Origin of the sequence: Marivirga tractuosa, assembly GCF_042140215.1 — a bacterium.
In the GTDB taxonomy this organism is placed as follows: Bacteria; Bacteroidota; Bacteroidia; order Cytophagales; family Cyclobacteriaceae; genus Marivirga; species Marivirga tractuosa_A.
In genome coordinates this window covers 1,713,915-1,727,414 of sequence record NZ_CP159478.1, presented here as the reverse complement: position 1 = coordinate 1,727,414, position 13,500 = coordinate 1,713,915, and the positions used below count along the sequence as shown (strand labels likewise).

At 34.8% G+C, this 13,500-nt stretch carries 13 protein-coding genes, 1 pseudogene and 3 riboswitches; of the genes and pseudogenes, 9 read left to right on the top strand and 5 right to left on the bottom strand.

Annotated features, from left to right (window positions below):
• Positions 1-11 precede the first annotated feature (11 nt).
• From ABWH96_RS07935 to ABWH96_RS07900, 8 genes are all read left to right on the top strand, one after another.
• Positions 12-1,169, top strand: a complete 1,158-nt coding sequence (locus tag ABWH96_RS07935; protein ID WP_375580933.1) for a tetratricopeptide repeat protein — start codon at positions 12-14, stop codon at positions 1,167-1,169.
• Positions 1,160-1,774, top strand: coding sequence for a sensor histidine kinase (locus ABWH96_RS07930; protein ID WP_375580932.1), 615 nt, complete (start codon positions 1,160-1,162; stop codon positions 1,772-1,774). Before ABWH96_RS07935 ends, ABWH96_RS07930 begins: the two co-directional genes overlap by 10 nt.
• Positions 1,775-1,813: 39 nt before the next feature.
• Entirely contained in the window at positions 1,814-2,554 is a 741-nt protein-coding gene (locus ABWH96_RS07925) for a TerC family protein (RefSeq protein WP_375580931.1), read from the top strand.
• Between the two features lie 42 nt (positions 2,555-2,596).
• A riboswitch (TPP riboswitch) is annotated at positions 2,597-2,692 on the top strand.
• Positions 2,690-3,295: a nicotinamide riboside transporter PnuC gene (gene pnuC, locus ABWH96_RS07920; protein WP_375580930.1), complete on the top strand. Its 606-nt coding sequence runs from the start codon at positions 2,690-2,692 to the stop codon at positions 3,293-3,295. (Overlaps the previous riboswitch by 3 nt.)
• Entirely contained in the window at positions 3,292-3,801 is a 510-nt protein-coding gene (locus ABWH96_RS07915) for an AAA family ATPase (RefSeq protein ID WP_375580929.1), read from the top strand. The genes pnuC and ABWH96_RS07915 overlap by 4 nt, the downstream gene beginning before the upstream one ends.
• A gap of 41 nt (positions 3,802-3,842) precedes the next feature.
• Positions 3,843-3,937, top strand: a riboswitch (TPP riboswitch).
• Positions 3,938-3,942: 5 nt separating this feature from the next.
• Complete coding sequence (locus ABWH96_RS07910) at positions 3,943-4,863, top strand: ABC transporter substrate-binding protein (protein ID WP_375580928.1); 921 nt, start codon at positions 3,943-3,945, stop codon at positions 4,861-4,863.
• A 9-nt stretch (positions 4,864-4,872) separates the two neighbouring features.
• Positions 4,873-4,969: riboswitch (TPP riboswitch) on the top strand.
• Positions 4,970-5,022: 53 nt separating this feature from the next.
• Entirely contained in the window at positions 5,023-7,491 is a 2,469-nt protein-coding gene (locus ABWH96_RS07905; RefSeq protein ID WP_375580927.1) for a TonB-dependent receptor, read from the top strand.
• A gap of 282 nt (positions 7,492-7,773) precedes the next feature.
• The gene (locus ABWH96_RS07900; protein WP_375580926.1) at positions 7,774-8,829 is read left to right on the top strand and encodes a DUF6687 family protein; all 1,056 of its coding nucleotides are present in this window, start codon (positions 7,774-7,776) and stop codon (positions 8,827-8,829) included.
• A 73-nt stretch (positions 8,830-8,902) separates the two neighbouring features.
• Here ABWH96_RS07900 and ABWH96_RS07895 read toward each other — a convergent pair whose 3' ends face one another.
• The 4 genes and pseudogenes from ABWH96_RS07895 to ABWH96_RS07880 form a co-directional block, all read right to left on the bottom strand.
• Entirely contained in the window at positions 8,903-9,319 is a 417-nt protein-coding gene (locus ABWH96_RS07895) for a DUF5606 domain-containing protein (RefSeq protein ID WP_375580925.1), read from the bottom strand.
• Positions 9,320-9,478: 159 nt separating this feature from the next.
• A complete protein-coding gene (locus tag ABWH96_RS07890; RefSeq protein WP_375580924.1) occupies positions 9,479-10,102 on the bottom strand; it encodes a bifunctional nuclease domain-containing protein in 624 nt (207 codons plus the stop codon).
• A 9-nt stretch (positions 10,103-10,111) separates the two neighbouring features.
• Positions 10,112-11,069: pseudogene (locus ABWH96_RS07885) on the bottom strand (electron transfer flavoprotein subunit alpha/FixB family protein).
• A gap of 48 nt (positions 11,070-11,117) precedes the next feature.
• Positions 11,118-11,855, bottom strand: a complete 738-nt coding sequence (locus ABWH96_RS07880) for an electron transfer flavoprotein subunit beta/FixA family protein (RefSeq protein ID WP_375580923.1) — start codon at positions 11,853-11,855, stop codon at positions 11,118-11,120.
• 133 nt (positions 11,856-11,988) lie between these two features.
• Here ABWH96_RS07880 and ABWH96_RS07875 point away from each other — a divergent pair, with 133 nt between their 5' ends.
• Positions 11,989-12,309, top strand: coding sequence for a tetratricopeptide repeat protein (locus ABWH96_RS07875; RefSeq protein ID WP_375580922.1), 321 nt, complete (start codon positions 11,989-11,991; stop codon positions 12,307-12,309).
• Positions 12,310-12,332: 23 nt separating this feature from the next.
• Here the strand turns inward: ABWH96_RS07875 and ABWH96_RS07870 are convergent, their stop codons facing one another.
• Positions 12,333-13,442, bottom strand: a complete 1,110-nt coding sequence (locus ABWH96_RS07870; protein ID WP_375580921.1) for a Fic family protein — start codon at positions 13,440-13,442, stop codon at positions 12,333-12,335.
• Positions 13,443-13,500: the final 58 nt, after the last annotated feature.

Below are 13,500 nucleotides of genomic sequence, written 5' to 3'. Positions count from 1 at the left end.
TAATATATAACTTGAAAATAGCTGACAACCTTATTGGGGAGATAAAGGATTTGCTTGTTGAAGCTCATGAAATTTCAAAAGAGAGTGTCCCAAATTCAATAAGCTTAACTGAAAAAGCTCTTTTCAAATCACAAAAAATTAAAGAGAAAAATGCTATCCATGCTGATGCACTAAATCAACTTTCTTTACTGCAAAGAAAAAACAAGGAATATGCAACTGCCAAATCGCTAGCGGAGAGGGCGCAATTAATTTCTAGTAAAATCAACTATGAAAGAGGAAAAGGCGATGCTTGTTATAACATTGGTATAATTTTAAAAGAACTAGAAAAGTATAGTGAGGCATTACCTTATTTAACTGAGGCAGTTCATTATTACAAAAAAATTAAGGATTATAAATTTCACACTAAATCCTTGTGCCTTCTAGGAAATTTATATGAAGGATTTCATGACTTCAAAAATGCTTTTTTAGCCTATAACGAAGCTCTTTCTGAAGCACAAGAACATCAAAACAAAGATTTAATAAGTGATATTTATCTAAGCCTAGCAAGTATTAATCTTAAATCTGATAAAGTAATTAAAGCATCTCAATTTGTAGAAAAATGCATTAAACTAAAGGAAGAGCTTAAACAAGAGGAAAAATTAGCAAGTGCATATTATCTTGCCGGAAAAATAAAATCTAAAGCTGGAAAACTGGAAAAAGCTAGCTACAATTTTATGATTGCCTTATCTTTGTTTACCCAATACAACATGCAATCGGGAATGGTAGAGAGCATGGAAAAATTAGGGGGGGTTAATTTCAAGCTTGGTAAAATTCAGGAGGCCATAGATTTATTAGAAGAAGCCATACAATTGGCTGAAAAAGGTAATCTAAAAACCAGTTTATTTAAATGTCATCATCTTCTTTTTCAGTGCTTTAAACCTGTAGATAACTCAAAAGCACTTTATCATTTAGAAGAATATGTAAAACTAAAGGAAGAAGAAAACAATAAATACATCAAAAACATAGTAGATGGTTATGAGGTAATCTCCCAAATGGAGGATTTGGAAAAAGATGCTGAAATAGAGCAAGAAAAAGCATCTATAATTGAAAAGAAAAATACAGAATTAGATTCATTTTTTTATAGAGTATCTCATGACTTGAAAGGCCCATTGCTTCTCTTTTGGGATTAAGCGACTTAGTGGATAAAGACATTAAAGATCCTGATGCCAGACATTTTTTCAAAATGTATGACCATCAGATAAGGCGCTTGAATATGATTGTGATGGAGCTTATCAATATAACAGAGTTAAATTATAGAGATATAAAGCTTAGCCCTATAAATTTCTATGAAATAGCAGATAATTGTATCTCAGCATATACTTATCTACCTCACTTCTCAAAAATAAATTTTACAATAGATATAGAAAGTAATCTTTATTTTAAGTCTGAGTGGTATATTATCAATACTATTCTTCAAAACCTCATAGAAAATAGTATCAAATATATTGATATAGAAAAAAGTCAGCCAAAGGTAGAAATAGTCATTTTTAAGCGAAAAGACCACATTATTCTTAAAGTAGTTGATAATGGAAAAGGTATTGAACCCGAGCATCAAAATAAAATCTTTGGTATGTTTTATAGAGCTAGCGAAAAAGGTTCAGGAACTGGTTTAGGACTATTCATTTTAAAAAGGGCTATTGAACGACTGAAAGGTGAAGTAATAGTAAATAGTGAACCCAATATAGGAAGTACATTTGAAGTTAAAATCCCTATTACTAAAGAAGAACTTAAATAAATAACTAACTTCAAGTATACAAGCTAATTTTTCAACCTTATGGAAGTTTTACTTACTGCTGATGGAATTATCAGTTTATTATCACTTACCTTAATGGAAGTAGTTTTGGGTATAGATAATATTATTTTCATATCTATTCTTTGTAATCAACTTCCCTCAAATCAACAAGGCAAAGCCAGAACCCTAGGCTTGATTTTAGCTTTAGTGATGCGAATTGCTTTATTATTTGCTGTATCATGGTTAATAGGTCTCACTGAACCACTAACCACCATATATGGATTTGAACTTACCTATCGTGACATCATCCTCATGGCAGGAGGATTATTTTTAATCTATAAAAGTACAATTGAAATTCATCATAAATTAGAAGGAGAAGAAATTGATGTAAAATCGAAATCCAAAGCAAGCAGCTTTTCTTCCGTTATATTCCAAATCATTCTTTTAGATGCTGTATTTTCATTTGATTCTATTTTAACCGCAGTTGGTTTAGTGGACGAAATCATTATTATGATTATAGCAGTGGTTATAAGTATTGCAATCATGTTAGTAGCTGCCACTAAAATTAGCAATTTTGTAAACAGTCATCCAACAGTTAAAATGCTGGCACTATCATTTTTATTACTAATTGGTGTTTTACTGTTTGCAGAAGGCTTTCATACCCATGTACCAAAAGGATATATCTACTTCGCAATATTCTTTTCTTTAGTCGTTGAAATGCTGAATTTGAGAATGCGAAAAAATAAAAATCCTGTCAAGCTAAAAAAACGTTTAAAAGAGTAAGCTTAATCCTTTTTTCTTTTTGTCTTAATCCCCTAACTTGCCCAATCAAGTAAGGGGTGCCTCAAAATAACGGGCTGAGAACATACCCTGGACCTGATCCTGATAATGCAGGCGTAGGAATCAATGATATAGCAAATGGACATTTTAAAAGAATTATATTACGGCCTTCTTAATATGGGATGGTTAGAAGGACTAGGTGTATTTTTTGGCATCTTATACATCTACTTTGCTGCCAAAGAAATGATTTGGTGTTGGTATGCAAGTTTAGTAAGTGTAAGTATCTATTTAGTCATCTGTTATCAAGTTCAACTTTATGCAGAAATGGGCTTGAATTTCTATTATTTGGGCACCACCATTTATGGTTGGTGGCATTGGAGAAACCCCAATAGAAAAGAAAAGGAATTACCCATCAGTAAAATGAAATTGAAGGAACATGGCTTATTCATCATTACCGGCATTCTTTTCACTTTTGGGCTTGGTTACTTTTTAATTGAGAATACTGATGCCCAACTCCCCTATTTAGATTCCTTTACAACCGTTTTTAGTGTGCTAACCACTTTACTAGTTACCCGAAAAGTATTAGAGAACTGGCTCTATTGGATCATAATTGATGCAGTAGCTGTTTACATTTATTTCCAGCGAGAATTATTTTTAACTTCCCTCCTTATGGCAGCTTATGTTATAATAGCCGCTGTGGGTTATTTCAACTGGCGCAGACTTTACCACACCAAATACGCATGAAGAAAATCGCCATCATAGGACCTGAAAGCACCGGAAAAAGTACTTTAACAAAAAGATTGGCTGATCATTTCAAAGAGCCTTTTGTGCCAGAATATGGGCGAAAATATTTAGAGGAAACAGCTGCTCAATATGAAAAAAGTGACCTATTGAAAATCAGCGAAGGTATGATTGATGCGGAAAAAAAAGCAGCCAAAAATGCTAATCAATTTTTATTTTGCGATACTGATTTGATTATGATGAAAGTATGGTACGAAGTGAAATATGGAGAATGTCATTCATTTATCTTGGAGAAATTAGAGCAAAAACCTTATGATTATTATTTTCTATGTACACCCGATCTCCCTTGGGAAGCGGATCCATTAAGAGAAAATCCTAATATTAGAGAAGAACTTTTTGAACGCTATCAAAAGGAGCTGGAGGATTATGGATTTGAATATAGCGTGATTTCAGGAAAAGAAGGAAGATTAGAAAAGGCTGTTGAAGCAATTCAGAAGAATTTACTTTAGGGCAAAAGTTTGCATTCCTTATTATTCCCTCTTAATATTGCAAAGTCAATTAGGGGTGCCTTAAGATAACGGGCTGAGAATATACCCTGAACCTGATCTCGGTAATGCGAGCGTAGGAATTTTGAATTTAAATCAATTAAAATGGAATTAATCAGACTAGCATTGGATTGGACTCCCAACACCAATCATACTGGCTTTTTTGTGGCTCAAGCCAAAGGATATTATGATGAAGCCGGCATTAAAGTAGAAATCAGATCTCCAGAAGAAGATAACTATGCTAAAACCCCTGCCAAATTGGTGGCCGAAAAAGAAGTTGAACTGGGTATAGCACCTTCAGAATCCGTAATCAGTTACCAAACCTTAGAAAACAAACCACAACTTCAAGCAGTTGCGGCTATACTTCAAAAAGATGCAAGCGCAATTGTTAGCTTAAAAGATAGTGATATGCAGCAGATGAGGGACTTAGATGGCAAAACTTATGCATCCTATAATGCTAGATTTGAAGATCATATTGTGAAGGCTATGGTGAAAAAAGATGGTGGCAGTGGAGATTTCATCAAAAGTAATCCGGATAAATTAGGTATTTGGAACACTCTTTTAGAAAGAAAAGCAGATGCTACTTGGGTTTTTATGCCTTGGGAAGGAATATTAGCCAAACGAGCTGGTATTCAATTAAATGCCTTTCAATTAGATTCCTACAATATTCCTTACGGTTATTCTCCTATTTTATTAGCACATCCTGATGTTTTAAACGAGAAAGCAGAAGCTATTTCTATATTTATGAAAGCAACCGCCAAAGGATTTCATTTTGCACAGGCGCAACCTGAAGATGCCGTGAAAATACTGGCAGCATCTGGAAACCAAGAAGATTTAAATGATGAGGCTTTTCTTTTAGAAAGTCAAAAATCTATTAATCCCTATTATACTGATCAAAATAATAGTTGGGGAACTATGGAAGATGAAAGATGGAAAAATTTTACGAATTGGTTAAAATCTCAAAAACTGATAAAAGAAGAAACTTTATCAAACCATAAATCATTATACACAAACAAGTACTTATAAAAAAATTGCTCTACAGAGCAGGGGTGCCTTAATACAACGGGCTGAGATCATACCCAATGAACCTGATGCCGATAATGCGGTCGCAGGGATTTTGGTTAAGGAAAATGAAGGAGGTATTTACCCCGCCTCCACAAGTTTCACTAACAAACAATTTAAACAATGTTACAATTTACAAAAAAGTGGTTATTAACTGCTTTGGCTGTGGTCATGAGTATGCATCTAATGGCGCAAAGCAGCATTAGTGGGAAAGTAGTTTCCCAGGATGACAATTCACCTTTGGTGGGTGCTAGCGTGGTGATAGAATCCATTCAAAAAGGAAGTGCCACGGATATTGATGGAAACTTCCGTATTAATAAGGTTGAAACAGGTGAATATGAAATTAGAGTTTCATATATCGGCTATAAGCAAGCAGTAAAAAAAGTAAGCCTAAAAAATGAGGATATTCAGCTTAATTTTGAATTAGAAAAAGATGTTCAACTTACGGATGAAGTCATGGTTTCTGCTACCAGAGCGGATGAAAATACACCCACTACTTTTACAAACATCAAAAAAGCAGAACTCAACAGGCAAAATCTTGCCCAAGACATGCCCATGCTATTGAATTATACACCTTCAATGGTAACCACTTCTGATGCAGGTGCAGGTGTTGGTTACACCGGGATGAGGATTAGAGGTAGCGATGGAACCAGGATTAATGTGACGGTAAATGGAATTCCAATTAATGATTCCGAATCACACGGTACTTTTTGGGTGAATATGCCGGATTTAGCAAGTTCAGTAGATAATATCCAAATCCAAAGAGGTGTAGGAACATCGACCAATGGGGCTGCTGCATTCGGAGCATCTGTTAATATGCAAACTTCAACCCCTTCACAAGATGCTTTTGGGGAAGTAAATAATTCATTTGGCTCTTTTAATACCAGAAGACATAATGTGATTTTCAATTCAGGAATTACCAATAGCGGGTGGTCATTTGAAGGAAGATTATCTTCTATTCATTCTGATGGATATATTGACCGAGCGACTTCTGATATGCAATCATATTTTTTATCAGGGGCTTATTATGGGGATAAAACCATAGTAAAAGCCTTGGCATTTGGCGGAAAAGAAAGAACCTACCAAAGCTGGTGGGGTACACCAGAAGCTCGTTTAGAAAATGATGAAGAAGGTATGCAAGAAGTAATCTTAAATAATGGTTATACAGATGAACAAGCCGAAAACCTCCTGAACTCTGGAAGAACATTCAACTACTATTTATATGATAATGAGGTAGATAACTATCAGCAAGACCATTATCAACTGCATCTTTCACATCAATTTACTGAAAACCTGCAAGCCAATGCTGCCCTACACTATACTTATGGCAGGGGCTATTATGAGCAGTACAGAAATGATGATGATCTAGCAGATTATCAATTAGATGATATCGAAATTGGTAATGAAACCATAAGTTCAACTGATTTAATAAGAAGAAGATGGTTAGACAATCATTTTTATGGGATGACCTACAGTTTCAATTATCAAAAAGACAATTTAGATTTAACTTTAGGTGGTGCATATAATGAATATGATGGTGACCATTTCGGAGAAATCATCTGGGCAAGATTTGCTGGTGACTCTGAAATCAGAGAACGCTATTACGATAATTTCGGAAGAAAAAAAGACTTTAATACTTTCCTAAAAGCCAACTATCAGCTAGATGAAAAATTAAATCTATTTGCTGATATGCAAATCAGAACTATTGACTATGTTACTCAAGGAATAGATAATGATTTAGCTGTAATCGATACTGGTGGTGATTATTTTTTCTTTAATCCTAAAGCAGGATTAACATACAGTTTGCCTGATAATAGTCAATTGTACGCTTCAGTTGCAGTTGCGAATAGAGAGCCTGTAAGAAATGATTTCGTAGATGCGCCACAAGGTGAAACTCCTGAACATGAAACCCTTTATGATTACGAATTAGGTTATAAAAAGCAAGCTAGCAATTTCAGTGCAGAAGCTATTTTCTATTATATGGATTACAATAATCAATTGGTTTTAACAGGAGAGTTAAACGATGTAGGTTCAAGTATCCGGACCAATGTGGATGATAGCTATAGAACTGGAATCGAATTGATTGGAGCATTTCGATTCAATCAACAATGGTCTATTGGGGGTAATGCTACCTTCAGTCAAAATAAAATAATCAATTTCACTGAGATCATTTATGATTATGGTGAGGCATTTGATGAGTTTAACATAATTGAAAATGAATATAGGAATACGGATATTTCATTTTCTCCAAATATTATTGCTGCTGGTGAACTTAATTACCAACCACTAACAAATTTAAAATTCACCCTTTTAGGGAAATATGTAGGCAAACAATACTTGGATAATACTTCAAATGATGATAGAGCATTGGATCCTTATTATGTAAGTGATTTTGTTGGAAGCTATCAGTTTAGTTTACCTTTTTTAAAACAAGCTGAGTTAAAATTGATGGTGAATAACATCTTTAATGAGATGTATTCGTCCAATGGTTATACTTTCGGTTATAATGCCGGAACTTATGAGGTAAGAGAGAATTATTTATACCCTCAGGCAGGCACCAATTATTTAGTCGGCTTGAATTTGAAGTTTTAGCAAGAATTGAATATCTATTTATAAAAGACAACTTTTCCAAAGTTCTAAACTTTGGAAAAGTTTCTTTCAATTAATTCACTAACTCTCCGCTTTCAGGTGTTTTCAACTGAAAGAATCTATGAGATGAAATAAAACAATATAGCAGTTGTTTAGATGAAAACACCTAAACATGGGGGATTAAGCACTAAAATCTGACAGGCCTATATTGAAGTCATAAATTTTATCATTAGCTTTTCAAAAGTTCTTAATTTCGTAAAAGCTTCTTAAAAGTAAAAAATGCTTATGCAAGAAAAGATATTCATCCCCTTCTATGACATCAAAAAATACCCAGATGAAGTATTGGTGGTAGATGCCCATCATCCACAGGGATTTGATTTATCGCATTGGAGAGGAGCGCCAGTTCCCAAGAATTGTGAGGCAGATACCAGCACTGAAATTGTACTAAAAGCAATTCAAAATAAACTGCCTGAGCTTGAAAAAAAATATATCACCAATAATCATTATGATATTGATGGCTTTTTGGGCGTATGGGCTGTTTTCAATCCTGTAAAAGCTTTAGAGCATTATGATTTATTAACTGAAATGGCTCAAATTGGGGATTTCAGAGAGATTAATTTTGAATATCCTGATTGGAAAAAAGCTTTAAAATTAGTCTGCTGGCTGAATGAAGAAGAAGCTGAATTATTCTATCCTCCTTTTGGCGCACCGGAAATAGCAGAAAAGGAAATGGAAGCTTGTGTGCCTAAATACATTCATTTTTTGGATGCTTTCAGTAAAGTAGTGGATTTACCAATTGATGAAGTTCCTGATACAGAAGAATACAAATTGGTTCTAGGTCATCTTGAAAAAATCACTCAGCAAAAAACACTAGATGTCATTAGATTAAATATAGTGCAAGGAAAAGAACCCCTCCATTATTATGCATTATATAGCCAAAGTCAATCTGCTGATATGGTTTTAAGTATTTATCCTGAAAACAGATATGAGCTAGAGTATAAATATACGACTTGGATCAATACCACTCGCCAGCATTTCCCTAGAATCAGCATGGAGAAACTTTGTGATCAATTGAATGTATTCGAAGAAAGTGGTAAAAAATGGGAAGCAGAGCATTTTACTGATACCGCCCCTATCCTACGCCTGAATGGAGAAAAATTAAGCAAAAAAGAGCGATTCCAAAGCCCTTGTTTCAGGCCAATTTACTCCTCTAGCATAGCTCTAGAAGAATTTCAGGATATTTGCATTAATTACTTTAGAGAACATTATAAAATGCTATCAAAAGGAGAAACCTTGGATTGGAAAGAGGTAAGGAAATTGAATGAGCAAGTATTTGATTAAACTATAATAAAATAAAAAACCTTCTAAGTTATGAAAACTTGGAAGGTTTAAAATCTGATTTCTTTTAAATCAATTACGCTTTATCTTCACGTTTAGCAGTCAATACCTCAGGTGCTTCTTTTAGCAAAGTATTATACCAACTTACTAATTTTTTAACATCTGATGGGTAAACCTGGTTTTCATCATAATTAGGTAATATATGTTTAAGGAATGACATTATCTCCTCTTTTGAAGATTTAGCATCGATCCCTAAATCATCACCAAACTCCTCATGCATGGTGTTAAAAATCTTTTGCAAAGGAACATTGCCTTCTGCATCAGTGGTATAAATTGATATTTCGTCCAGAATAGATACTCTATCATGGGCATGAGCCACTAGCTTTTGCTTTTTCTCATCTAAGGATTCTAAAATAACGCCTGTTCTTGAAGGTTTTACTACTTGAAATAAACCACCTTTACCAGTTACTGATGCTATATCTTTTAAAGTCATATTTTATCTGCTTAAAAATTGATGGACGAATTTAGTGCAAACATTTCCGATTTCACAAAATTGTAGGCTTGATTTTAGGGGAAATTTAATTTGTATCAAAAAAAATAGCTCCACCAATTATGGCAAAGCTATTTAAATTATCATCTAAGAATATATTTTTTAATTCCTTCTATTTATTTCATCGCGGATTTTAGCGGCTTTTTCATAATCCTCACTTTGAATCATTTTATCCAACAGCTCATTCAATTTATCCATCGGCATATTTTTCAATTTGTCGAAATCAGATTTTGATGGAGGGGTTGATGAAGATCCTGGTGAAGATGATTTTTCAACTGGCTTTTTCAACTCAGAAATATCTTCGTCTTCTTTCTCATCTGAAAGTACAATACCTGCCTCTGACATGATTTTTTCATAAGTGTAAATAGGAGCGTCAAAACGTATCCCTATTGCAATGGCATCCGATGGTCTGCTGTCAATTTCAACAGTTTCCATGCCATTATCACATACAATTTTGGCAAAAAACACGCCTTCTTTCAAATCCGAAATCACAATTTCTTTTACTGCATAATTAAAACTGTGCGCAAAGGATTTGAATAAATCATGCGTCATGGGTCTGTTAGGCACAATCTTTTCTATTTCGATAGCAATTGCTTGCGCTTCGAACATACCAATGATAATCGGCAGTCTTCTGCTACCAGGCGTTTCACCCAAAACTAAAGCGAAAGAACCTGATTGCGACTGACTAGACGATAAACCTAATATTTCTAATTTGATTTTATCCACAAGTGAATTTTAATTTTGTGCTGCTTTTAGTGCTTCAGTTAATTTTGGAACTACTTCAAAAGCATCTCCTACAATACCGTAATCCGCTGCTGAGAAGAACGGTGCTTCTTCATCTTTGTTAATCACTAATATATATTTGGAAGAATTCACACCTGCTAAATGCTGGATAGCACCAGAAATACCAACTGCAACATATAACTGTGGAGATACTTTCACGCCTGTTTGTCCTACGTGCTCATGGTGAGGTCTCCATCCAATATCAGAAACTGGCTTTGAACAACCTGTAGCTGCACCCAATGTTTTAGCCAAGTCTTCAATCATTCCCCAATTTTCAGGCACCTTTCATTCCTCTACCGCCTGAAACTACTATTTCTGCTTCTGGTAATAAAATTTCACCTTCTTGTTTATCTTGAGAAGTGATTTTGACTGAAAAATCTGAATCATCTAAAGTTGGTTCAAAAGCTTCAACTGAAGCATCTCCACCATCTTCTTTCAATTCAACAGCATTCTTTTTGATCCCAATAATTTTTGTCTCAGTGGTCATTTCCACATTGGCAAAAGCTTTACCCGTATAAATACTTCTTTTCACAGTAAATCCGCTTGAAGTATCAGGTAAATCAGCAACATTGGAAACAAACCCAGCTTTTAATTTAGCTGCAACTCTAGCTGCAACAGGATCTCCTAATGAAGATTTAGCCAGTACTAAAGTCTTTGCACCTTCTTTTTCCATTGCCTGAGCAATCACTTTTGCATATGGAAGGATCAATCCTTTTTCCAATTTCGCGTCTGCAGCATGCAAAACTTTTGAAGCTCCAGCTTTTCCAGCTACTTTCAAAACTGATTCATCTACTGGACCAATTGCGATGGCGGTTACATCCTCTCCCATTGCCGCAGCATAAGATACTGCCTCAAGAGATGATTTTTTAATTTCGCCTTCTGCGTGTTCTATAAATACTAATATTGACATTTCTTTCTAATAATTTCGTTCAACAATGATTAATCGACTTTTCAGTTATTATATAACTTTCGCCTCGTTTTTCAACAATTTCACCAACTCTTCTACATTGTCGGCATCAATCATTTTCACATCACCTTTTTCTGGCGGCATTTCATATTTCTGCAGTTTTACTGCCTCTGAAGCCTCTGAAGGAGCTACTACATCCAACTTCTTGCTTCTTGCTGACATAATTCCTCTCATATTAGGAATTTTCCATTCAGCAATTGGCTCCTGACATCCTGCGATAAAAGGTAATTCCAATTCTAAATATTCTTTACCTCCCTCGATCTCACGAGCCAACTTAGCTGTTTGTCCTTCGATATCCAATTTCATAACTGGAGAAATAGCAGGTAAGCCTAATAATTCGCCTACCATTCCATGTACCATACCGCCATTAAAATCAATGGATTCTCTACCCATCATGATTAAATCATAACCAGCATCTTTAGCATGGTTAGCAATTTGCTCTGCCACGAAGAATGAATCGGTTGGCTCAGCATTAATTCTGATGGCATCATCAGCACCAATTGCTAAAGCTTTTCTGATTGTAGGTTCTGTTTCAGCACCTCCAACATTTAATACGGTAACAGTACCGCCTGAAGCTTCTTTCAATTCAACAGCTCTTGCTAAAGCGTAATCATCATATGGGCCAATGATAAATTGCACACCGTCTGAATTAAATTTTGTATTGTCGTCCTTAAAGGAAATCTTTGCCGTTGTATCCGGCACATGCGTTATGCAAACTAATATTTTCATAAAATATATTGAGTTTATAGTTCCATGCCTAAAACACTTTTTGTTAAAGACAATTTGAAGATTTATAAAGTATAACTGATATTAAAGCCCGAAGTTAAGTATAATTGAAAAAAATAAAAACTGAATCCGACTAATGAATGAAGATAGAATAGCACAACTTCAAAAATTTCGAGAAGAATCTCCCGATGATCCCTTTTTAATCTATGCTTTGGCTACAGAATATAAAGAAGAGGCCCACAAAAAAGCCAAGGAACTTTTCGATGAGTTGTTAGAAAAGCATGAAAACTACATAGGAACCTACTATCATGCAGCTGCTTTGTATGCAGAATTCTTTGATAGAGATAAAGCTGATGAAATTTACCAAAAAGGAATAGCTACTGCACAAAAAAATGGGGAGCAACATGCGCTGAGGGAATTGCAGAATGCTTATACGAATTTTCAGTTTGAGGAGTAGAGGGAAGAATTAATAATTAGTAATTAAGGATGAAAGCTCTTGAGTCGGTAACTCGTGCTTCTTCCTCCTGATTCTTCTTGTTCCAGGATATTTTTATCAATTAGGTCATTAATATCCCTAATAGCAGAATCTTTTGAACATTTTGCTATTTTTGCCCATTTTGCAGATGTCAACTTTCCTTCAAATCCATCTAAAACTTTATTAAGCAATTGTTTCTGTCTTTCATTTAACTTTATTTCAGCATTTTTTTTCCAAAAATCAGCTTTAAATAAAATATCACTCAGAATCTCCCCGCTAGATTTTAAAGCATTTATCAAACATTTTAAAAACCAGACCATCCATTCTGTTATGTCTAAATTGCCTTTTTGAGTTTTCTCAAGGATTTCATAATACTCTTTTCTTTCAATTCTGATCTGAGCAGACATACTATAAAACCGCTGTTCACTTTTATCGGCTTGAGCTAAAATCATGTCAGTTATTGCTCTCGCAATTCGCCCATTTCCATCTTCAAATGGGTGAATAGTAATAAACCACAAATGGGCGATAGCAGCCTTCATGACTAAATCATTTTTCCTATCATCATTTAACCAATCAAGAAATTTAATCATTTCCCTTTCAACATATTTTGCATCAGGAGCCTGAAAATGCACTTTCTCTCTTCCCATACTTCCAGAAACTACTTGCATTGGCCCTGTTGTACCCTTTCTCCAATCTGCTATGGTTATTTTCCGAATCCCGCTCCTGCCAGTTGGGAATAATGCTGCATGCCAATCGAATAATCTATCCGCACTTAACGGTTGGTAATATTTTTGTGTAGCATCTAACATCATCTCTACTACTCCATCCACATTTCTATCAGAGTCTACTGCCCCTGCAAACTCCAATCCTAATTTACGTGCTACGGATGACCGAACTTGCTCTGGATTTAATATCTCCCCTTCAATTTCAGAAGATTTCAAAACATCCAAAGTGATAGTATCTAGAAAAGCTTCATTTCTTAATTCAAATCCAAGAGAGTCCATTTTCCCTAACAACCTTCCCTGTAAATTTCTTGCTTCACTGAGAAGCCCTAAAAACTCCTCAGTCTTCCATTTGAAATTTGGCCAATCTTCCAGTTGATAAATATAATTCATTATTCGTTGCATTTATTGCAACGAATATACGGTTATTCGTTGCAAATAAAAATTATTC